Genomic DNA, 20,126 nt, shown 5'->3' on the forward strand with positions numbered 1-20,126 from the left:
GCCGGGCCCGGGCAGAGCAGACAGGCGAATCGGCGAGGCTATGACGCAAGCGGCGCTCACGCACCCCCCGGCGGCCCCGGCCCCTGCCGCCCCCGCACCGGCCCGGCGCGGAGGCCCGGTCCGCTGGGCGGCGGACCGCTCCGGCTGGCTCGGGCCGATCGGCGTCGCACTCTTCGCAGGCCTGCTGCGGTTCTGGAACCTCGGCTACCCCAACGCCTTCGTCTTCGACGAGACGTACTACCCCAAGGACGCCTGGTCCCTGCTCCAGCAGGGCTACGAGGGCACCTGGCCCGACCACGCCAACGCCGACATCCTGGCCGCCCCGCAGTCCGTCCCGCTCGGCTCCGCCCCCGAGTTCATCGCGCACCCGCCCCTCGGCAAGTGGGTGATGGCGGTCGGCGAGCAACTGTTCGGCCTGCACCCCTTCGGCTGGCGGTTCATGACCGCCCTGCTCGGCACCGTCAGCGTCCTGATGCTGGCCAGGATCGGCCGCCGGCTCTTCGGTTCCACCCTGGTCGGCTGCACCGCCGCGCTGCTGATGTCGGTGGACGGCCTGCAACTGGTGATGAGCCGGGTCGGCCTGCTCGACGGCATCCAGATGTTCTTCGTGCTCGCCGCCTTCGGCAGCCTGCTGGTCGACCGCGACCACGCCCGCGCCCGGCTGGCGGCCGGGGCCGCGGCCCCCGAAGGCGCCGACCGGTTGCGGCTGGGCGCGCGCCCCTGGCGGATCGCCGCCGGGGTGCTCCTCGGCGCCGCCTGCGCCGTCAAGTGGAACGGTGCCCCGATCCTCGCCGCCTTCGGCATCCTGACCGTCCTGTGGGACCAGTCCGGCCGCCGCGCGGCCGGCGCCCGCCACCCCTGGCGCGCCATGCTCCGGCGGGACGCCGTACCGGCCTTCCTCGCCATGGTGGGCTCCGCCCTGGTGGTCTACGTCGGCGCCTGGGGCGGCTGGCTGGCCGGCGGCGCGAACGGTGGCGGCGGGTACGACCGGCACTGGGCCGACGGCCGCGCCGGGCTCTCCCCGGACACCGTCCTCGGTGTCGGGCTGCCGCAGGTGTCGATGAGCTGGGTGCCCGCGCCGCTGCGCAGCCTGTGGCACTACCACTCGCAGATGTACGACTTCAACACCGGCCTGAGCACCCCACACACCTACCAGTCCAACCCCTTCGCCTGGCTGGTCGACGCCCGGCCGGTCTCCATGTACTGGGAACAGGTCCCGAACGGGACGCGGGGCTGCACCTCCTCCGGCGGCTGCGGGGCACAGATCCTGGGCCTGGGCACCCCGTTCCTGTGGTGGGCGGCCTGCTTCGCGCTGGCCTACCTGCTGTGGCGCTGGTTCTTCCGGAGGGACTGGCGTTCGGGCGCGGTGCTGTGCGCGGTCGCCGGGATCTACCTGCCCTGGTTCCAGTACCAGGAGCGGACGGTCTTCTCCTTCTACATGGTCGTGCTGGTGCCGTTCCTGTGCCTGGCCGTCGCCCAGATGCTCGGTGCGGTGCTCGGCCCGGCCGGCTGCAGCCCCGAGCGCCGCCGGATCGGCGCGATCGGGGCGGGAGCGGTCGTGCTCGCGATCGTCGGCTGCTTCGCCTACTTCTACCCGCTGTACACGGCGGAGGTGATCCCGATGTCGTCCTGGCAGGACCGGATGTGGCTCACCAGCTGGATCTGATGGCCCTTGCGGCCTCAGGCGGCCAGCTGCTGCCGGTCACCCCGGTGCTCGGGGTGGTCACCGCCGTACTGCTGCTGGCCGCCGTCGCCGTGGCCGGGCGGGGCCTGCTCGGCCACGGGCACGCCGTGCTGCGGGCCGGACTGCGGGCGGTGGTGCAGCTGGCCGCCGTCGCCGCGGTGATCACCTGGGTGGTCGGCTCGCTCTGGTGGTCGGCGCTGTTCGTGCTGCTGATGTTCACGGTCGCGGTGCGCACCGCCGGGCGCCGGATGACCCCCGGCCCGGGCTGGGTCTGGGCGGCCGCCCCGATCGGCGCCGGAGTGCTGCCGGTGCTGGCCCTGCTGCTGGGCGTCGGACTGCTGCCGCCCAAGGGCCTGTCCGTCATCCCCGTCGCGGGCATCCTGATCGGCGGCGCGCTCACCGCGACCTCGCTGGCCGGGCGCCGGGCCCTGGACGAGCTGCGGCAGCGGCGCGGGGAGGTGGAGGCGGCGCTCGCGCTCGGCTTCGAGGAGCGTGAGGCCCGGTTGGAGATCTGCCGGACGGCCGCCGCGACCTCGCTGGTGCCCGCCCTGGACCAGACCCGGACCGTCGGCCTGGTCACCCTGCCGGGGGCCTTCGTCGGGATGCTGCTCGGCGGGGCCTCGCCCGTCCAGGCGGGGGCGGTGCAGTTGTTCGTGCTGACGGGGTTGCTGGCGGTGGAGTCGGTGGCGATCGTGGTGGTGCTGGAACTGGTCGGGCGGGGCCTGGTGGCGGCCGGTGCGCCGGGTGGTGGCTGACGGTGCCCGGTGGCTGACGGCGCCCGGTGGCTGACGGCTCCGGGGCGCCGGACGGCGTCGGGTACCCTTGGGGGCGTTGAAGGGGAGTAGCCCTCCACCGGACCGTCGACATACTGGCCCCCAGGGGCCCGGCGCCCGGGGCACCGCCCGAAAGGGCGTTGCCGGCGAGACCTTCGGCCGCAGTGCTGTGACCATGACCAGTGCTGTCGGGCCGAAGCGTCCCCTGGTGGAGCCGCGGAGGCCGGGCAGCCCGACCGAGGAATCCCCCCTGATGAGTCTGACCGTTGCCGCGTTGACCTTCGGCATCATCTTCCTGGCCGAACTGCCGGACAAGACCGCGCTCGCCAGCCTGGTGCTCGGCACCAAGTACCGTGCGAGCTACGTCTTCGCGGGCATCGCCGCCGCCTTCGCCCTCCAGGTGGGCATCGCGCTGGTCGCCGGCCACCTGCTCTCGCTGCTGCCGCACCGCTGGGTGGAGGGCGTCACCGGCCTGCTCTTCCTGGCCGGCGCGGCGATGCTGCTGTTCCACGGCGGCGGCGACGAGGACGAGCACGCGGCCAAGGAGCCGTCCTCGAACAGCTTCTGGAAGGTGGCCGGGGCCAGCTTCGTGGTCGTCGCGATCGCCGAGTTCGGCGATCTGACGCAGATCATGACCGCCAACCTGGCCGCCAAGTACGCCGATCCGCTGGCCGTCGGCCTCGGGTCCTGGCTGGCGCTCTGCGCGGTCGGCGGGATCGCCATCGTGGGCGGGCAGAAGCTGCTCAAGCACGTGCCGATGAAGCTGATCATCCGGGTGGCGGCGGCGATCATGGTGGTGCTGGCAGGCGTGAGCATCGTCGGGGCGATCACCGGCTGACGGCCGTCGGGGCGGTGACGGCGGCCACCGCCCGGCTTCGCCGGAGCGAGGTCGGCAGCCCTGCCCGGCAGCCCTGGTCAGCAGCCCTGGTCAGCAGCCCTGGTCGGCTGTCAGGACGGCCTGGGTCTTGGGGCCGTAGAAGCCGTCCTCGCCCTTGATGCGGTTGTCGTGCTGGTAACTGCTGAGCACCGACCGGGTCCAGTAGTCGAAGGTGCCCGTGACGATCGACTTGTCGACGAATCCGCACTCGGCGGTGTACAGGCGCTGCTGCAGGTCCTTCACGTCCGGCCCGGTCATCCCGATCTGCAGGACGCGTGGCGTGGACGTCGGCGTCGGGGTCGGGGTCGGGGTGGGTGTCGGCGTGGGCGTCGGGGTCGGGGTCGGGGTGGCTGTCGGCGTCGGGGTGGGGGTGGGCGTCGGCGACTTCGTCGGTGTCGGTGTCGTCGTCGGCTTGCGGGTGGGCGTCGGCGTCGGGCTCGGCGCCTCGCTGGTCGGGGCCGGCGCGACCGGGGCGGGCACCGCCTCGCTGGTCGGGGCCACCGGCGCGGGCGCCAGGGTGGTCGGCAGCGGCTGCGCCCGATCGGCGTCCGGCGCGGACGAGGGCGTCACCGCGTACGCGACGCCGATGGTGAGCGCCACCAGTGCGGCGCCGACCGCGACGAGCAGCCCCTTGCGCTGGGCGAGCGGGTGCTTCGCGGCCTGCTCGGCCGCCCGGCGTGCGGCCCGGCCGCCGACGGCCTCCGGCCCGGCCGCGGCGGGGGCCCGGTCGAAGGGGAACAGCCCGATCTCGCTGCCGATCTCGCCGCCGGGCTCGATCGGGGTTCCGTTCCCGTTCCCCGCCGCGGCCTGCGGTCGGGTCGGCGCGTGGCTGCCCGGACCGGTGGGCGGCACGGGCGGCAGCACGGTGGTGGCGTGGGCGTCCGGGTCCGGCCCGAGCGGAGGAGGCACCGGGGCGTCGTTCGGGTAGCCGGTCGGCACCGGCGGCAGCACGGTGGTCGCGAACGGGTCCACGGCCGGGGCGCCCTCCGGCGGCTCGTCGGCGACCTGGCCGGCGGTCTGCGGGACGTACGGGCGGACCAGCGGCGGCCCTTCGAGGTGGGGGAGGACGGCCGTCTCGGTGAGGCCCGGGTCCGGGACGCAGCCGCACCCGGTTGAGCGTGCGGTGCCGCACGTCGGGCAGTGCTGGTCCGGCATCGGCCGGTCCTCCTCGGGTGTCACGTCGGTCTCGTGGGCGGGTTTCGGCGGCTCCGGGGTGAGCCCCGGCGCACGATCGCGCCTGATTATGCAGGACGACCCGGGGGGTGGACAGGGGCGTCCGGCCACGGGCGGGAGTGTTGTGCCGGTTGGTGCCGGTTGGCTCCCTCCGAGAACGCCCTGGGCGACCCGGATGTCCCCGATGCTTACGTTCGGCTCAACCCGGCGGAACAAAACAGGACGAATCTGCCAGCATGGTGAGCTGGGAGTGATCATCCGCACGGACCCGCCAGCCGGGGCCGCGACCCTACGGAGCCGCCATGCCCACGGAGACGCCATGACGGATCCGCTCGCCGCGTCCGACCGGAGCCCGGCGGGCGAACCCGGCCCGCCGACGGCCGCCGTCCCCAACCTCTGGGTACCGATCGGCGCCCTGCTGCTGGCGATGCTGCTCGCCGCCCTCGACCAGACCATCGTCTCCACGGCGCTGCCCACCATCGTCAGCGACCTCGGCGGCCTCGACCACCTCTCCTGGGTGGTCACCGCCTACCTGCTGGCGTCCACCGCCGCGACGCCGCTGTGGGGGAAGCTCGGCGACATGTACGGCCGGAAGCGCTTCTTCCAGGCCTCCATCGTGATCTTCCTGCTCGGCTCGGTGCTGTGCGGGATCGCCCAGAACATGGGGGAGTTGATCGCCTTCCGGGCGCTGCAGGGCCTGGGCGGCGGCGGGCTGATGGTGCTCTCCCAGGCGATCGTCGGCGACCTCGTCCCGCCCCGGGACCGAGGCCGCTACCAGGGCCTGTTCGGCGCGGTGTTCGGCGTCACCAGCGTGCTCGGGCCGCTGCTCGGCGGCCTGTTCGTCGATCACCTCAGCTGGCGCTGGGTCTTCTACATCAACCTGCCGGTCGGCATCGTCGCCCTGGTGGTGATCGCGGCGGTGCTGCACGGGCTGGAAGTGCGGCGCGAGCACCGGATCGACTACCTCGGCACCGCCCTGATCGCCGCCGTCGCCACCTGCCTGGTGCTGATGACCTCGCTCGGCGGCACCACCTGGGCCTGGAGTTCCTGGCAGATCGTCGGCCTCGGCGTGCTCGGACTGGTGCTGCTGCTCGCCTTCGTCGCCGTCGAGCGGACGGCCGCGGAGCCCGTCCTGCCGCTGCGGCTGTTCCGCTCCCGGACCTTCAGCCTGGTCGCGGTGATCTCCTTCGTGATCGGCTTCGCGATGTTCGGGGCGCTCACCTACCTGCCGACCTTCCTCCAGGTGGTCAAGCAGGTCTCGCCCACCATGTCCGGCATCCACATGCTGCCGATGGTGCTCGGCATGCTGCTCACCTCGATCGGCTCCGGCCAGATCGTGGCCCGCACCGGCCGCTACCGGATCTTCCCGATCGCCGGGACGGCCGTGACGACCGTCGGACTGTTCCTGCTGTCCAGGCTCGACGAGCACAGCAGCACGGCCGAGATGAGCGGCTACTTCCTGGTCTTCGGCCTCGGGCTGGGCCTGGTGATGCAGGTGCTGGTGCTGATCGTGCAGAACTCCGTCGGCTACGAGGACCTCGGCGTGGCCACCGCGGGCGCGACCTTCTTCCGCTCGATCGGGGCCTCCTTCGGCGTCTCCATCTTCGGGACGATCTTCGCGAGCGGGCTGCGGGACCGGCTCTCCGACGCACTGGCGGGGGTGCCGCTGCCGCCCGGCTTCCGACCGGAGGTCATCACCTCCGACCCGCGGGTCATCCCCCGGCTGCCGGCCGCCGTCCAGGCCGGGGTCTACCACGCGTACGCCGAGTCGATCACCCGGGTCTTCCTGTACGCGGTGCCCGTCGCGGTGGTCGCCTTCGTGCTGTCGCTCTTCCTGCGCGAACAGAAACTGCGCACCAGCGTCACCGCACCGGACCTGAGCGAGTCCATCGGGCTCAACCCGGTGGAGCGCAGCTCCCTGGACGAGATCGCCCGCGCGCTCTCGGTGTTGAGCACCCGCGAGGCCCGGCGCGACCTCTTCCGGCGGATCACCGCCACCGCCGGGCTGGACCTGCTGCCCGCCTCCAGCTGGCTGCTCCTGCAGATGCACCAGCACGGTTCGGTCGAGCCGGCGGAACTGGCCGAGCGGCGGATCGTGCCGTTCGCCGTCGTGGAGCAGGCCGTCCGGGAGGTGGAGGGCCGGGGCCTGGCCGCGCGGACCGGCGGGCTGCCGCTGCGGCTCACCGAGCCGGGGGAGGAGGCGGCGCTGCGGCTGGTCGCCGCCCGACGCACCCAACTCGCCGACCTGCTGGGGGACTGGGACGAGAACCAGTACGCCGACCTCGCGCAGCTGCTCACCAGGCTCAGCTCCAGCCTGGGTGCCGACCGGAGGGACCGGCCCGACCCGGTGGGGCCGGAGCCGCCGTACCACGGCGAGGGCAGATCGTTCTGACGGCCGCCGAGCCGGCCAGTCGGCCGTCTGCCTCCTGGCCCGGGGCGCCTGGCCCGGGGCGCCTGGCCTGGTCTGTCCTGACTCGCCGGGCCCGGCCCGTCACCGGGTGACGTATCGTCGCGTACCGGTACCGGCCGCGTCGGCTGCCGGGGAAACCGTCGAGAGGGTGGGCACGAAGGATGAACCGGCCGATCGAACTCGTCATCTTCGACTGTGACGGGGTGCTGGTCGACAGCGAGCCGATCGCCGTACGCACCCATGTGCGGCTCGGCGCCGAGTTCGGCTGGCCACTGACCGAGGCCGAGGTGATGCGGCGCTTCGTCGGCCGCTCCACGACGTCCATCGGCGAGCAGATCGCGGAACGGCTCGGCCCGGACACCGCGCAGCGCTGGGACGAGGGCTTCCGCGACCTGCACGCCGAGGCCGTGGACCGCGAACTGACCGCCGTCGACGGCATCGAGGAGGCGCTGGACGGCCTCGAAGCACTCGGCTACGGCCCCGACCGGCGCTGCATCGCCTCCAGCGGCAGCCACGAGAAGATGCGCCACACCCTCGGCCGGGTCGGCCTGTACGAACGGTTCGAGGGCCGGATCTTCAGCGCCCACGAGGTCGCCCGGGGCAAACCCGCACCCGACCTCTTCCTGCACGCCGCACGGAGCATGGGCGTCGAACCGGGCGCCTGCGCGGTCGTGGAGGACAGCCGCTTCGGCGTCCAGGCCGCACGGGCCGCCGGGATGCGCTCCTTCGGCTACGCCGGCGGGCTCACCCCGCAGGAGTGGTTGACCGGGGACGGCACCGTCGTCCTCACCGACATGCGGGCGCTGCCGGAGCTGGTGGCGGAGCACGGCACGGAGCAGGACGGGCGAGTGCGCCATGCCGCTCGAAATTGAGCGCAAGTTCCTGCTGGACGCCTTCGAACCGCCGCCGACGGCGGTGCGCCGGCCCATCGAACAGGGCTACATCGCGATCAAGGACGACGGGACGGAGGTGCGGCTGCGCCGGATCGGCGACAGTCGCGTCCTCGGCGTCAAGCGGGCCTGGTCCGGCCCGCCCGTCCGGATCGAGGTGGAACGCGAGCTCGACGAGCAGGAGTTCACCGACCTCTGGCCGGCCACCGCCGGTGCCCGGCTGGTCAAGGACCGGTACACCTTCGAGTCGGCCGGGGTCACGGTCCACGCAGACGTCTACCAGGGCGAGTTGGCGGGGCTGATGACCGCCGAGGTGGAGTTCGGCTCGGTCGCGGAGGCGGAGGGCTTCCGGCCGCCGGACTGGTTCGGCGCCGAGGTCACCGGCGTCACGGCGTACAAGAACCAGACCCTCGCGGTCCGGGGACTGCCCCGGGCCTGACGCCGTCCTCGCAGTTTCGCGCCGTGTGCCGCGCGCCCCCGGGTTCCCCGGGCCCGGGGCGCGTCCGCCTGGCCGGGCCCATTGCCGTCCGAGCGCATCGCCGTCGTCCGGGCGCATCGCCGTCCGGGGTCACGCCTTGCCCACGCTCAATGCGCGCCGAACCAGCGCGGGGTGTCGAAGCGGAACGGATCGCCGGGGGCGAGCCGGCGCAGGCCGGTCTCCACCTGGCGCAGCTGCTCCTCGCCGAGGGTCGCCGACCACTCGGCGCGCAGCTCGTCGAAGATCCGGGCCGAGCGGGCCAGGCAGTCCACGCCCCTGGCGGTGAGTCGGACCACCTTGCGGCGGGCGTCGGCCGGGTCGCTGCCGCGCTCGACGTAGCCGAGCTGCTCCAGGTTCTCGATGGTCTTGCCCGCCGCCTGCTTGGAGACGCCGAGCCGGCGGCCGAGTTCGACGGCGGTGGTGCCGTGCGGGCCGATCGCCTGGAAGACGAAGCCGTGCATCGGCCGCAGGTCCGGGTGCCCCTCGCGGGCGATGCGCTCGTGCAGTTCGTCGATGATCGTGCGGAAGGCGAGGAGCAGGCGCAACGGCAGCTCGAAGCCGGGCGGGGCGGGCTCGACCGTGGCGGGGTCGGCGGGCGGGTTCACAGGTGGGTTCACGGGGTCACTTGACACGATAGACAACCTCATTGACCATATAGACAACTCCATTGTCCATCTTAGGGGATTCCTTCACCATGCCCGTGATCCGCCAGTCCGAAGCCCGCCGTACCGAGACCCCGAACGCCGTCATGACCACCTACGCCTCGCCCACCCAGGGCTCCGCCTCCCTCGCCCTGTGGCACGTCGACATGCCCGCCGGCAAGCACGGCCCCCTGCACGCCATGACCGCCGAACAGATCTGGGTCTTCCTCACCGGCACCGCCACCGTCCACCACGCCGACGACACGCTCACCCTCGCCGCCGGCGACACCCTCGTCCTCCCCGCCGACACCCCCCGCCGGATCACCACCGCCGACGGCTTCACCGCCATCGTCACCTCCCCCTCCCCGGCCCACGCCTACAACCCCGACGCCGTCACCCCGGAAGGCGCCTGCGCCCTCGCTCCCCGCGACGCCGACCGCCTCCTCCCGGCGTGGATCGCCTGAACCGCAGCACGTGAGGCGTGGGACACCGCCGGCAGTGACCGAGCCGGCGGCCGCACCCGCGACGCCAGCGAACCGGTGAGGAGCGGCATGCCCGTCGTCAAGGTCGACGTGCTGACGGCGCCGGCCGGCAGCGCGAGGTGCCGGAAGAGTGCTCCGCCTCCCGTGCCGGCGAGGCGGAGCGGTCGGACGGCTTCGAGCGGTTCGAACTGCTCCGCCCGCAAAGGCTCGTTGACGTACCGCTGAGGCGCCGGTCCGTTGGCCGTCCGGTTCGTTGAGGCAGGATGGACCCATGAGCGTAGTCAAGATCAACGTACTGACCGTTCCCGCCGAACAGCGCGAGGTGCTGGAGAAGCGCTTCGCGTCCCGTGCCGGCTCGGTCGAGGGCTCCGATGGCTTCGAGTGGTTCGAACTGCTCCGCCCGGTCGAGGGCACCGACAACTACCTCGTCTACACGCGCTGGCGCGACGAGGAGTCCTTCCAGGCGTGGATGGAGGGCCCCATGAAGTCGGCCCACCAGAACGGCGGTGAGGGCGAGGCGCCCAAGCGTCCCGCCGCCTCCGGCTCCACCCTCTGGTCCTTCGACGTCGTCCAGTCGGCCGGGCCCAAGAACGCCTGAGGCTGCTCGGTCACTGCTCCTGCTCTTCCTTCGGGCCCTCCCCCCTGACGGGGCAGGGCCCGAAGTGCTTGCTCAGCCGCCCGAGATGAGGGAGGGGTGAGGGGGCAGCCGACTGGGACCGGCTGGGGTGCGGGTGGGCGCGGGGCGGCCCGGCGCGGTCAGGTCGGGATGGGGCGGAGGACTTGGTGGAGGTCGGGGAGGGGGGTGTGGTCGGCACGCCAGATGAGGCGGAGGCGCAGCGGCGGGGGAGTGAGGGGGAGGCGGGCGAGGGTGCCGGCGGCGAGTTGGTCGGGGATGGCGAAGTCGGGCAGCAGGGCGATGCCGAGGCCTTGTTCCGCGCAGGCGCGGGTGACGGTGAGGCCGCCGGTGGGGATGCGGTCGACGGCGTGGCCGAGGAGGCGTTCGCCGGCGAGGTGGAAGGAGCAGGTGGGGGCGTCCACCAGGAGGCGTCGGCCGCGCAGGTCCTCGCGGGTGAGGGTGGTGGCGTGGGCGAGGGGGTGGGTGGGGGCGGCGACGAGGGAGAGCGGGACGTCCTGCAGGTCGAGGTGGTCGAGCGGGGCCGGTGGCAGGTAGAAGCCGAGTTCGCCGAGCGGGCCGGCGGCGTCCAGGATCAGTGCCGCCTCCAGCGCCCCGGCCGCCACCGCGCCGAGCAGGCTGTCCCGCGCGGTGTCGGTGTGCAGGGATGTCTCCACGTCGGGCCGGTGTTCGGCGAGGCGCGCGAGGACGGCGGGCACGTGGGTGGCGGCGATGGCCTCCAGCGCGCCGAGTCGCAGCCGGGCGTGGGTGGCGGCCACTTCCCGTCGCGCCTGTTCGGCCTGGTCGAGCAGCCGTCGGGACCATGGCAGGAGCCGTTCGCCGGCCGGGGTGAGGCTCATGCCGCGCGGGGCCCGTTCGAACAGTTCGGTGCCGAGGCTGCGTTCCAGGGTGCGGAGCTGCTCCGAGACAGAGGACGGGGCGAGCCCCAGCGCGGCCGCCGCGCCGGTGGCGGTGCGGTGGGCGGCGACGGCCTCGAAGACGCGCAACTGACCTAGTTCCACTGGTTTCCCCGACTTCCGAACGCCCTCGCAGGTCCGTGTTGCGGGACAGCGTACGGGCGTGCGGTGGGCGTGCGTTCGGAAAAGTCGAACGCCGCGCGAGGCTCGGGCGGGCGGGGAGGCCGGCGGCCGAACGCACCGGCGGGTCGGACGCACCGGCGGCCAGCGGCTCAGGTGAGCGGCGTGAGGAAGATCCAGACGTGGCCGAACGGGTCGCGCAGCATCGACTGCCTGGCGCCGTACGGCATGTCGGCCGGGGCCGCGAGGAGTTCGGCGCCCGCGGCCACGGCCTGCCCCGTCAGCCCGTCCACGTCCGGCACGTAGACGTGCAGGGCCACGGACGGGCCGCCGGGCCCGGGCGGCGCGAACGGCGCGTCGGCGTCGCCGAGCATCAGCGTGGCGCCGTGCACCTCGATCTCGGCGTGCATGATCCGGCCGTCCTCGCCCGGGAGCCGCATGTGCTCGGCCGCGCCGAACGCGGCCGTGTAGAAGGCGATGGCGTCGGCGGCCCCGTCGACCATGATGTGCGGGATGACGGTGTGCTTGTGGTGCTCGGGAATCTCCATGTGGATCAAGGTAGGCCGGTGCTGACCGGCCGGGGATCGGGCTCGGGACCGAGCCGGTCCTACGCCACTGGACGGAGGACCGGCGCGGTCGGGGCCGCGGGCGCTCGGGTCCGTGCAGGGCGGCGGAGAGGCCACGCGGAACCGGTCGGCGCCGAGGCCGGGGTCGGCGTCGAAGGGTTCGTCCTGGCGGTGGGCGGCGTCACTCCTGCGGTGGTCGGAAGGCGACGGGGGCGTCGAAGGCGGCCCGTCGGGTCGCCCGCCGCAGGGCGCGCAGGACGGGCGTGCCGAGGGTGAGGCAGAGCACGACGGTGAGCGCGGCGCGCGGCAGGTCCCAACCCAGCGACGTGGTGAGGCAGTAGGCGGCGAAGCGGACGAGGTTGGCGGGCAGCGGGTCGCCCGGGACGAAGGAGATGGAGCCGGCCAGCCCGCCGATGTACGGCCAGCCCTGCAGGTTCATGACGGTGCCGTAGAGGACGGCGGACAGTGCTCCGTACCCGGCGAGGAGCAGCAGTTCGGGGCGTCCGCGCAGCGAGGCGGAGCCGGGCAGCAGTCCTGCGCCGAGGCAGACCCAGCCCATTGCCAGCATCTGGAACGGCAGCCACGGCCCGACTCCGCCGGTGAGCAGTGCCGAGGCGAACATCGACAGCGAGCCCAGGGCGAAGCCGAATCCGGGGCCGAGGACGCGGCCGGAGAGGACCATCAGGAAGAACATCGGCTCCAGGCCCGCCGTGCCGGCGCCGAGTGGGCGCAGAGCGGCGCCGGCCGCGGCCAACACCCCCAGCAGGGCGACCGATTTGGCGTCCAGCCCGGGCGCACCGCCGCCCGCCGCCCGCCCCTCGGAGATCTGCGCGATGACGACGGCGAGCAGCAGGGGCAGGAGCAGCGCGAACAGCCATGGCGCGTCGGTGGAGTGGCCGACCAGCGCGGAGCCGGTGGAGGCGAGGAGGGGCCAGCCGAAGGCCGTCACCCCGACGAAGGAGACCAGGAGCAGGGCCGCGACGGACCGGCGGCCGAGGGGGACCGGACGGTTCATGCGCCGATCGCCTCCGCGACCTGCCGCACGGTGAGCCAGGGCCCCGGCGCCAGCACCTTGGCGACCTGCGGGGCGAAGGCGGGGGAGGAGACGACGACCTCCGCCGTCGGGCCGTCCGCGACGACCTCGCCCTCGGCCAGGATCACCGTGCGGTGGGCGAGCTCGGCGGCCAGTTCGACGTCGTGGGTCGCCAGCAGGACGGCATGCCCCTCGTCGGCCAGGCCGCGCAGGATCTCCACCAGCCGCGCCTTGGCGGCGTAGTCCAGACCGCGGGTCGGCTCGTCGAGGAGCAGCAGCGGGGGCCGGGCGGTGAGGACGACGGCGAGCGCGAGGGTGAGCCGTTGGCCTTCGGAGAGGTCGCGGGGGTGGGCGGCGTCGGCGATGCCGGGCAGCAGGCGTTCGACCAGGGCGCGGCAGGTGCCGGGCGCGGCGCCCGCGTCCGCGTCCGCCGCCGTGCACTCGGCGGCGACCGATTCGCCGTACAGCAGGTCGCGCGGGTCCTGCGGGACGAGGCCGACCTCGCGGATCAGTTCGGCGGGGCGGGTGCGGTGCGGGGTGCGGCCGCCGACCCGGACGCTGCCGGAGGCGGGGGCGTGCAGGCCGACCAGGCTGCCCAGGAGGGTGGACTTGCCGGCGCCGTTGCGGCCCATCAGGGCGGTGATCTCGCCGGGGTGGAGGGGGAGGTCGACCCCGCGCAGCGCGTGGACCGGGCCGCGTCGCACGGCGAGCCGGTCGGAGGCGGCGAGCGGGGAGCCGGTGGGGGCGCCGGCGCTGGGGGGCGTACGGCCGTCGAGGCGCTCCCGCAGCGGCGCCGCCTTGCGGCGGGCGTCGCGCACCGACAGCGGCAGTGGCCGCCAGCCCGCGAGCCGGCCGAGGGCGACGACGGGCGGGTGGACCGGCGAGTGCGCCATCACAGCGGCCGGCTCGCCCAGGACCGGCGGCTCGCCCGGGGCGAGCAGCAGTACGCGGTCGGCGTACTGGACGACCCGCTCCAGCCGGTGCTCGGCCATCAGTACGGTGGTGCCGAGGTCGTGCACCAGGCGCTGCAGAACGGCCAGCACCTCCTCGGCGGCGCCCGGGTCGAGGGCCGAGGTGGGCTCGTCCAGGACCAGGACCCGGGGATGCACGGTGAGCACCGAGCCGATCGCGACGCGCTGCTGCTGGCCGCCGGAGAGGGAGCCCAGCGCGCGGTCGCGCAGGTCGGCGAGGCCGAGCAGGTCGAGGGTCTCCTCGACGCGGCGGCGCATGACGTCGCCGGGCAGGCCCAGCGACTCCATGCCGTAGGCGAGTTCGTCCTCCACGGTGTCGGTGACGAAGTGCGCCGACGGGTCCTGCCCCACCGTGCCGACGAGGTCGGCGAGTTCGCGCGGCCGGTGTTCGCGGGTGTCGCGGCCGCCGACGGTGACCCGGCCGTGCAGCACGCCGCCGGTGAAGTGCGGCACCAGCCCGCTGACCGTGCCCAGCAGGGTGGACTTGCCGGAGCCCGACGGGCCCACCAGCAGGCAGAGTTCGCCCTCGGGAACCGTGAGGTCCAGGCCGTCGAGGACGGGCGCGGCGGAGCCCTCGTACCGGACGGAGACCTGCTCGAAGGTGATCACGATGCCCTCCGGGGCGGGGTCGGGGCGGCGAACGCCGGTACCAGGCCGAGCAGGACGGTCAGGACGGCGGCCAGCGGCAGCGCGGGGACGGTCGGCGGGACGACGGTGGGGGCGAAGGCGGCCGGATCCTGTGCGGCCAGCCAGGTGGTGAGGGCCGCCACGGCGGCGCCGGAACCGGCGGTCAGCCACTCCGGCAGCACCCAAGGATCCGGCCGGTAACGGCTTCTGACGGCACGCCGGCTGCCGATCAGCAGGCCGGCGAAGGCGGCGGCCAGGCCGAGCAGCAGCACCGGGAGCGCCCAGCCTGCACCGCCGGCGGTCAGCAGCCCGTACGCGGCCAGGCAGATGCCGAGCAGGCCGGCCAGGGTGAGCGCGGCCGTCGCCCGGGCGAGCCGGCGCGGGATGTGGGCGGTTCGGCCGAAGCCGCGGGTGTCCATGGCGGCGGCCAGGACGATGGACCGCTCCAACGCGCCCTCCAGGACGGGGAGTCCGACGCTCAGCACGGCGGCCACCCCCTTGTCCGTGCGCCCGCGCAGGCGCCGCGCGGCGCGCAGCCGGCGGACGTCCGCGACCAGGTTCGGCGCGAAGGTCATCGCCACCACCACCGCCACACCCGCCTCGTAGAGCGCTCCGGGCAGGGTGCGCAGCAGCCGGGCCGGGCTGGCGAGGGAGTTGGCGGCGCCGACGCAGATCAGCAGGGTCGCCAGGCGAAGCCCGTCGTACAGCGCCGCGAGCAGCCCCTCGACGGTGACCCGGCCGCCGATCCGCACGCCCTGCGCCCAGGCCGGCAGCGGCAGTTCGGGCAGCGTGAACAGCACGTGGGTGCCGGGAATCGGCGAGCCGAGGAAGACGGCGAAGACCAGCCGGATGCCGAGCACCAGCAGGCCCAGCCGCAGGAACGCCCCGTACGAACGCGACCAGGGCGCGTCGCCGCGCCGGGCCGCGACCACGTACCCGGCGACGGCGGCGAGCAGCAGCAGGATCGCCGGGTTGGTGGTGCGGGTCGCCGCTGCGCCCAGCCCGAGCGCCCACAACCACCAGGCCCCGGGGTGCAGTTGGCGGGGGCCGGTGGGCGGTCGGGTGCTACGGGCGGTGCTGCTCACGGGAACTTTCCTGGAGGGGTGCGGTCAGGAGGAACGGCGGCGGCGGGCCTGCCAGAAGGCGCCCGCGGCGAGGACGGCGACCAGTGCGCCCCCGGCGATCAGCCCGACGTCCGGCCCGCCGCCGTGGCCGCTGGACGAGCTGCCGTTGTCCGCCGGGGCTGCGCCGGCTGCGCCGACCTGGTCGGCGCAGCCCGCCTTGGGGTACCCGGCGATGGCGCACAGCAGCCCGTTGGTGTCGTACCGCAGCGGCGGGGCCACGGCGGCCAGCACCTCGGCCGAGGTGGCCCGCGGCTCGACACTGGCGCACGCCGTCCGCGGCTCCGGCACCGCGCCGGCGGACGGCCCCGCGGACGGCCGCGCAGAGGGCCCGGCGGACGGCCCTGAGGACGACCCGCTGTCCTCCGCCGTCCCGAAGTCCAGCACGACGGCCACCCGCTTGTGCCCCTCCAGCGCGGGCGTGTCCGCGCAGACGGCCGCGAAACTCCCGGCCGGGCGCGGATTCGCGGCACCCTGCCCGCCGTCCGGACTCGTCGCGAACCGCCACCCGTCCACGGCCCCGTCCGGCGGGACGGCGATCGCCGGCCCCTGCTGCTGGTACGCCCACACGCCGTCCGCGGCGCCGCGCCAGAACGACCAGTACCGGTACCCCGCCGCCTCCGCCGGTGCGGCACCGGCGGACACCAGCAGCGCCCCGACCAGGGGCAGGAGCAGGACGGCAAGGCCGCTGCGCGCACGGACGGCACGGCGGTTGCGCGCACGGGCCGCGACGCGGCAGTCGCGGGCACGGGCGGCGCGGCGGTGGCGGGCCGGGAGCGTCACAGGTTCGGGTTGCGCTTGCGCTGGAGGCTGAGCAGGAGCCCGCCGCCGATGCCGATGAGGAGGCCGATGCCGATGACCCAGTACTGGCCGATGCCGTCGGTCTTCTTGCTCGCCGGGGTGGCCTCGCCCGAGGCGGCGGCGGTGGCCTTGGGGGCGGGGCCGAGGGCGGTGAGCTTGGCGGTGAGGTCGGAGGTGGGACGGTGGTCCGCCTCGGAGGCCAGGAGGAGGGTGGCGGTGGCGCCGGCGTCGGTGCCGTTCTTGGTCCAGGCGTCTTCCTGCTGGTCGAGCCAGTCGACGGCGCCGGAGGCCCGGTCGGGGTGGCCGCTCTGGATGAGGGCGAGGGCGGCCCAGGCGGTCGCGGTGTAGTCGGGGCTCGGGGCGGCGCCCGGGGTGACGAGGGTGAGGTGCTCGTCGCCGGCCCGGAGCCGGGCGGCGAGGTAGGCGCCGACGGCCTCGCCCGCCTCGGCGTGCGGGACGGTGGCGGGGGCCGAACCGTCGGAGCAGGCGAGGGCCTTGGGCTCCGCGTCGGCGCGCACCGAGGTGGCGACCGGCAGGTGGCCGCCCGCCGCGGCGAGCGCGGCCTGGGCGCTGGCCAGGTCGTTGGGGGTGAGGGCGCCGGTGGCGGTGTCCGGCTGGTAGGCGAAGGCGCCGCGCTGGTCGGCGGGGGCGGTGCAGCCGAGCTGGAAGCGGGCGAGGCCGTCGAACGCGTTCTTCCCGCCGCCGGCCGCACCGCCGGTCCCGCTGTCGTTCCCCGCCTTGGCGACGCTCGCCGGGTCGGTCCTGGCCGCGAACAGCGCGTTGACGGCGAGCCCGGTGGAGTTGGCGTCGCCCGGGCTGCCCGGGTTGTAGGCCCAGCTGCCGTCGGCGTTCTGGTTGGCCTTGAGCCAGGCGACGCCCCGGTCGACGGCGGGCTGGTGCGCGCCGAGGGCGACCAGGGCCTGGATGGCGACGGCGGTGGCGTTGCTGTCCTCGGTCTTGGGGTCGCAGGCCGCGCCGGCCGCCCGGTACGAGGGCCAGCCGCCGTCCTCGCACTGCTGGCCGGTGAGCCAGTTCACCGCCGAGTCCGCCGGGGTGACCTTGGCGGCCGTCAGCGCGGTGAGGGCCAGGGCCTGCCGCCACACGCCGTCGTACGTCGGGTCGCTCTTGCCGTACAGGCCGTCGGGGACGGCGACCGGGGTGGGGGTCGGTGCGGGGCCGTCGGCCAGGGCCGGGCCGGCGGCGACGCCGGCGAGCAGCGCGGCGGACAGGGTGGCGGCGCCCAGGCGGGCGGCGGTCAGCATGGTGCGGTTGTGCCTTTCGGTGAGCGGTGGTGGCCCGGGCGGGGCCGTTCCGTAGTCCTCGACGGTGCCGGGCGGGTACGTCCGGGCCGGCCGCTCGCCCCGCCCCGGGTGCTCCGACTCGTCCGGTTGCCGGGGTGGTACCGGGCTCACGGTTGCGGGGTCAGCGCCGGATTCGCACCGGCTTCCCCCGGGGGAGGAGCGGGATGGAGTTGTGCTGCCCGTCGACTCTATCCGCCGCGCCGGGCCGGGCTGTGGGCCGCGGTGGTAACAGGTTCCAGTCCGGACGTGCCCCGGTGTCCCCGGTGACTTCGGTGACCCTGGTGATTCCCGTGACCTCGGGGACTCAGGTGACTCCGGTGCCCCTGGGGGCGGCGCGAGCGGTCGGGCCGCGGCCTCACGGCAGGGTGAGCAGCCGGGCCGCGGTGTGCAGGTCGGCCCGGACCTCGGCGATCGAGGCGCGTCCGGAGAGCCAGGCGACGAGCGCCGAGTGCCAGGTGTGCTCGATCACCCGCACCGCCGCGCGCTGGCTCTCGCTGGGCGGGCCGGACTGGCCGATCGCGTCCAGGATCAGCTGCCCGGTGGCCGCACTGACCTGGTCCACCTCGGCGCCGACCGAGCGGTCCGCGAAGGACAGCGCCCGGACCATCGCCTCGGCCAGCAGCGGTTCGCGCTGCAGCGCGTGGAAGGCGCGGGTGAGGGTGTCGGCGACGCGCAGGGCCGGTTCCGCGTCGGTGGGCGGGTGCCGCCGGATGTGCTCGTGCAGGCCCCGCAGCTGTTCCAGCATCACCGCGACCAGCAGGTGCACCTTGGACGGGAAGTACCGGTACAGCGTGCCGAGTGCGACCTGCGCGCTCTCCGCGACCTCCCGCATCTGCACCGCCTCGTACCCGCCCCGCGAGGCCAGCGCGGTGGCCGCCCGCAGGATCCGCCGCCGGCGCTCGGCCTGGCGTGCGGTCAGCGCCGGTTCGGCGGGCCGGCGCGGGACGGGCTCCGTGGGCGGAGGCCCGGCCGCCGCCGGCGACGGCGGCGAGGGCGCCGGGGGCGGCGACGGCGGGGGCGGCGACGGCGGCAACGGTGGCAAGGGTGCTCCCGGGCGGGCGAGAGAGGCGCCGTGCTCCACGGGGCCGGCTGGTCGGTGGCCCAGCGGGCCCTGCGGCTCGGCTGGTCGGCAGGTCGGTGCCCAGCCGGTCGGCTGGTCGGCGTGGCGGGAATCACCAGCCCTGGCACCTGAGGGAAAGCTACGGGCCGGTATCTTCGAGGTCTCTCATTGTTCACGTGGTCGATGACGAGTTCCAGAGCCACTGAAACCTGATCTACTTTAGCGACCGGCAGCATCGCCGGCAGCACGGATAGCAGCTAGAGAAGAGGGCCCAGGATGACCGCGCAGCCGCTGCGGATTGCCCTGCTGTCGTACCGCGGGGACCCCTTCTGTGGCGGCCAGGGCGTGTACGTACGGCACCTCTCCCGCGAGCTGGCCAGACTCGGCCACCACGTGGACGTGATCGGCGCCCAGCCCTTTCCCGTGCTGGACGCGGTCGACGGCCCCGGCTCGGTGCGCCTGGTCGAGCTGCCCAGCCTGGACCTGTACCGCGCGGACGACCCGTTCCGCACGCCGGCCCGCGGCGAGTTCCGCGGCCTGGTCGACGTGCTGGAGTTCGCGACCATGCGCACCGGCGGCTTCCCCGAGCCGCTGACCTTCTCGCTGCGCGCCCGGCAGTACCTGGCCGCGCACAAGGGCCGCTACGACGTGGTGCACGACAACCAGACCCTCGGCTACGGCCTGCTGGGCCTGGCCCGGCACGGCTTCCCGCTGGTCACCACGATCCATCACCCGGTTACCGTGGACCGGCGGCTGGAGCTGGACGCGGCCACCACCCGGCTCAAGCGGCTGTCGCTGCGCCGCTGGTACGCCTTCACCCGGATGCAGCGCCGGGTCGCCGCCCGGCTGGACCACGTGATCACCGTGTCCGGCACCTCGCAGCGCGAGATCGCCGAGCACCTGGGCGCCGCGCCCGGTGCCATCTCGGTGGTGCCGATCGGTGCCGACACCCGGCTGTGGGCGCCTTCGGACGCGGTCGGCCGGGTGCCCGGCCGGATCGTCACCACCTCCAGCGCGGACGTCCCGTTGAAGGGCCTGGTCCACCTGGTCGAGGCGCTCGCCAAGGTCCGTACCGAGCGGGACGCCCACCTGGTGGTCGTCGGCAAGCCGCAGAAGGAGGACGGGCCGGTGGCCGAGGCGGTGCGCCGCTTCGGGCTGTCGGGGCACATCGAGTTCCGCAGCGGCCTGACGGACCAGGAGCTGGTCGACCTCTACCGGTCGGCCGAGGTGGCCTGCGTCCCGTCGCTGTACGAGGGCTTCTCGCTGCCCGCCGCCGAGGCGATGGCCACCGGCACGCCGCTGGTCGCCACCACCGGCGGGGCGATCCCCGAGGTGGCCGGCCCGGACGGGGAGACCTGCCTGGCGGTGCCGCCGGGGGAGGCGGACGCGCTGGCCGCCGCGCTCGGCCGGCTGCTGGACGACCCGGAGCTGCGTGCCAGGCTCGGCGCGGCCGGCCGGGAGCGGGTGCTGGCCCGGTTCACCTGGGAGCGGGCCGCCGAGCTGACCGCCGACGCGTACCGCGCGGCGATCGCCACCGGCGTCGGCGCCCGGGCCCGCTCGGGGCCCGGCTGGCGGTACGTGGCCTAGC

General features: G+C 74.6%; 19 protein-coding genes, 1 pseudogene and 1 riboswitch. Of the genes and pseudogenes, 10 read left to right on the forward strand and 10 right to left on the reverse strand.

The window, feature by feature from the left end:
- Positions 1-40 precede the first annotated feature (40 nt).
- From IF30_RS0128075 to IF30_RS0128085, 3 genes are all read left to right on the forward strand, one after another.
- Positions 41-1,666: a dolichyl-phosphate-mannose--protein mannosyltransferase gene (locus IF30_RS0128075; RefSeq protein WP_078891770.1), complete on the forward strand. Its 1,626-nt coding sequence runs from the start codon at positions 41-43 to the stop codon at positions 1,664-1,666.
- Positions 1,666-2,439, forward strand: coding sequence for an ABC transporter permease (locus tag IF30_RS0128080; protein WP_030243603.1), 774 nt, complete (start codon positions 1,666-1,668; stop codon positions 2,437-2,439). The genes IF30_RS0128075 and IF30_RS0128080 overlap by 1 nt, the downstream gene beginning before the upstream one ends.
- 268 nt (positions 2,440-2,707) lie before the next feature.
- A complete protein-coding gene (locus tag IF30_RS0128085) occupies positions 2,708-3,295 on the forward strand; it encodes a TMEM165/GDT1 family protein (RefSeq protein WP_030243605.1) in 588 nt (195 codons plus the stop codon).
- A gap of 90 nt (positions 3,296-3,385) precedes the next feature.
- On the opposite strand, the gene IF30_RS0128090 is transcribed toward IF30_RS0128085, so the two are convergent.
- The gene (locus IF30_RS0128090; RefSeq protein WP_030243606.1) at positions 3,386-4,489 is read right to left on the reverse strand and encodes a peptidoglycan-binding domain-containing protein; all 1,104 of its coding nucleotides are present in this window, start codon (positions 4,487-4,489) and stop codon (positions 3,386-3,388) included.
- Between the two features lie 337 nt (positions 4,490-4,826).
- Between IF30_RS0128090 and IF30_RS0128095 the strand changes: the two genes are divergently transcribed.
- The 3 genes from IF30_RS0128095 (at position 4,827) to IF30_RS0128105 (ending at position 8,246) form a co-directional block, all read left to right on the forward strand.
- Entirely contained in the window at positions 4,827-6,899 is a 2,073-nt protein-coding gene (locus tag IF30_RS0128095) for an MFS transporter (RefSeq protein ID WP_078891771.1), read from the forward strand.
- Positions 6,900-7,078: 179 nt separating this feature from the next.
- Positions 7,079-7,789, forward strand: a complete 711-nt coding sequence (locus tag IF30_RS0128100; RefSeq protein ID WP_037901453.1) for an HAD family hydrolase — start codon at positions 7,079-7,081, stop codon at positions 7,787-7,789.
- Entirely contained in the window at positions 7,773-8,246 is a 474-nt protein-coding gene (locus tag IF30_RS0128105) for a hypothetical protein (RefSeq protein ID WP_030243612.1), read from the forward strand. The genes IF30_RS0128100 and IF30_RS0128105 overlap by 17 nt, the downstream gene beginning before the upstream one ends.
- A gap of 146 nt (positions 8,247-8,392) precedes the next feature.
- Here IF30_RS0128105 and IF30_RS0128110 read toward each other — a convergent pair whose 3' ends face one another.
- Positions 8,393-8,902, reverse strand: a complete 510-nt coding sequence (locus IF30_RS0128110; RefSeq protein ID WP_234322872.1) for a MarR family winged helix-turn-helix transcriptional regulator — start codon at positions 8,900-8,902, stop codon at positions 8,393-8,395.
- A 77-nt stretch (positions 8,903-8,979) separates the two neighbouring features.
- On the opposite strand from IF30_RS0128110, the gene IF30_RS50355 reads away from it, so the two are divergent.
- The 3 genes and pseudogenes from IF30_RS50355 to IF30_RS0128120 all read left to right on the forward strand — a co-directional run bounded on the left by IF30_RS50355 (position 8,980) and on the right by IF30_RS0128120 (position 10,006).
- Positions 8,980-9,390: a cupin domain-containing protein gene (locus tag IF30_RS50355; protein ID WP_030243615.1), complete on the forward strand. Its 411-nt coding sequence runs from the start codon at positions 8,980-8,982 to the stop codon at positions 9,388-9,390.
- An 87-nt stretch (positions 9,391-9,477) separates the two neighbouring features.
- Positions 9,478-9,608 (forward strand): annotated as a pseudogene (locus tag IF30_RS49705) (antibiotic biosynthesis monooxygenase); the annotation flags it as partial.
- Between the two features lie 71 nt (positions 9,609-9,679).
- Positions 9,680-10,006, forward strand: coding sequence for an antibiotic biosynthesis monooxygenase family protein (locus IF30_RS0128120; RefSeq protein ID WP_030243616.1), 327 nt, complete (start codon positions 9,680-9,682; stop codon positions 10,004-10,006).
- Positions 10,007-10,164: 158 nt separating this feature from the next.
- Here IF30_RS0128120 and IF30_RS0128125 read toward each other — a convergent pair whose 3' ends face one another.
- The 8 genes from IF30_RS0128125 to IF30_RS0128160 form a co-directional block, all read right to left on the reverse strand.
- Positions 10,165-11,028, reverse strand: a complete 864-nt coding sequence (locus IF30_RS0128125; RefSeq protein WP_234322873.1) for a LysR family transcriptional regulator — start codon at positions 11,026-11,028, stop codon at positions 10,165-10,167.
- A 182-nt stretch (positions 11,029-11,210) separates the two neighbouring features.
- Positions 11,211-11,606 (reverse strand): VOC family protein, encoded by a 396-nt coding sequence (locus IF30_RS0128130; RefSeq protein ID WP_051711360.1) that lies wholly within the window; start codon positions 11,604-11,606, stop codon positions 11,211-11,213.
- Between the two features lie 199 nt (positions 11,607-11,805).
- Positions 11,806-12,639, reverse strand: coding sequence for an ECF transporter S component (locus IF30_RS0128135; protein ID WP_030243621.1), 834 nt, complete (start codon positions 12,637-12,639; stop codon positions 11,806-11,808).
- Positions 12,636-14,237: an ABC transporter ATP-binding protein gene (locus IF30_RS0128140; RefSeq protein WP_030243622.1), complete on the reverse strand. Its 1,602-nt coding sequence runs from the start codon at positions 14,235-14,237 to the stop codon at positions 12,636-12,638. Before IF30_RS0128140 ends, IF30_RS0128135 begins: the two co-directional genes overlap by 4 nt.
- A complete protein-coding gene (locus IF30_RS0128145; protein ID WP_234322874.1) occupies positions 14,234-15,340 on the reverse strand; it encodes an energy-coupling factor transporter transmembrane protein EcfT in 1,107 nt (368 codons plus the stop codon). Before IF30_RS0128145 ends, IF30_RS0128140 begins: the two co-directional genes overlap by 4 nt.
- A 24-nt stretch (positions 15,341-15,364) precedes the next feature.
- Positions 15,365-16,159, reverse strand: coding sequence for an SCO2322 family protein (locus tag IF30_RS0128150; protein ID WP_234322875.1), 795 nt, complete (start codon positions 16,157-16,159; stop codon positions 15,365-15,367).
- Positions 16,156-17,439 carry a prenyltransferase/squalene oxidase repeat-containing protein gene (locus IF30_RS50360; RefSeq protein ID WP_051711362.1) on the reverse strand — a complete coding sequence of 428 codons (1,284 nt, stop codon included), beginning with the start codon at positions 17,437-17,439 and terminating at the stop codon, positions 16,156-16,158. Before IF30_RS50360 ends, IF30_RS0128150 begins: the two co-directional genes overlap by 4 nt.
- 106 nt (positions 17,440-17,545) lie before the next feature.
- A riboswitch (cobalamin riboswitch) is annotated at positions 17,546-17,627 on the reverse strand.
- A 206-nt stretch (positions 17,628-17,833) separates the two neighbouring features.
- Positions 17,834-18,520: a TetR family transcriptional regulator gene (locus IF30_RS0128160; protein WP_420791162.1), complete on the reverse strand. Its 687-nt coding sequence runs from the start codon at positions 18,518-18,520 to the stop codon at positions 17,834-17,836.
- A gap of 294 nt (positions 18,521-18,814) precedes the next feature.
- Between IF30_RS0128160 and IF30_RS0128165 the strand changes: the two genes are divergently transcribed.
- Complete coding sequence (locus IF30_RS0128165) at positions 18,815-20,125, forward strand: glycosyltransferase family 4 protein (RefSeq protein WP_030243627.1); 1,311 nt, start codon at positions 18,815-18,817, stop codon at positions 20,123-20,125.
- The last annotated feature ends 1 nt before the right edge of the window (position 20,126 follow it).

The sequence above is a fragment of the Streptomyces sp. NRRL S-350 genome (assembly GCF_000719705.1).
GTDB lineage: Bacteria > Actinomycetota > Actinomycetes > Streptomycetales > Streptomycetaceae > Kitasatospora.

Bases quoted from the DNA above. Each gene is read 5' to 3' on its own strand.
- IF30_RS0128075 (WP_078891770.1), top strand. From the start codon at position 41: ATGACGCAAGCGGCGCTCACGCACCCCCCGGCGGCCCCGGCCCCTGCC.
- IF30_RS0128080 (WP_030243603.1), top strand. From the start codon at position 1,666: ATGGCCCTTGCGGCCTCAGGCGGCCAGCTGCTGCCGGTCACCCCGGTG.
- IF30_RS0128090 (WP_030243606.1), bottom strand. From the start codon at position 4,489: ATGCCGGACCAGCACTGCCCGACGTGCGGCACCGCACGCTCAACCGGG.
- IF30_RS0128095 (WP_078891771.1), top strand. From the start codon at position 4,827: ATGACGGATCCGCTCGCCGCGTCCGACCGGAGCCCGGCGGGCGAACCC.
- IF30_RS0128100 (WP_037901453.1), top strand. From the start codon at position 7,079: ATGAACCGGCCGATCGAACTCGTCATCTTCGACTGTGACGGGGTGCTG.
- IF30_RS0128105 (WP_030243612.1), top strand. From the start codon at position 7,773: ATGCCGCTCGAAATTGAGCGCAAGTTCCTGCTGGACGCCTTCGAACCG.
- IF30_RS50355 (WP_030243615.1), top strand. From the start codon at position 8,980: ATGCCCGTGATCCGCCAGTCCGAAGCCCGCCGTACCGAGACCCCGAAC.
- IF30_RS0128120 (WP_030243616.1), top strand. From the start codon at position 9,680: ATGAGCGTAGTCAAGATCAACGTACTGACCGTTCCCGCCGAACAGCGC.
- IF30_RS0128130 (WP_051711360.1), bottom strand. From the start codon at position 11,606: ATGGAGATTCCCGAGCACCACAAGCACACCGTCATCCCGCACATCATG.
- IF30_RS0128135 (WP_030243621.1), bottom strand. From the start codon at position 12,639: ATGAACCGTCCGGTCCCCCTCGGCCGCCGGTCCGTCGCGGCCCTGCTC.
- IF30_RS50360 (WP_051711362.1), bottom strand. From the start codon at position 17,439: ATGCTGACCGCCGCCCGCCTGGGCGCCGCCACCCTGTCCGCCGCGCTG.
- IF30_RS0128165 (WP_030243627.1), top strand. From the start codon at position 18,815: ATGACCGCGCAGCCGCTGCGGATTGCCCTGCTGTCGTACCGCGGGGAC.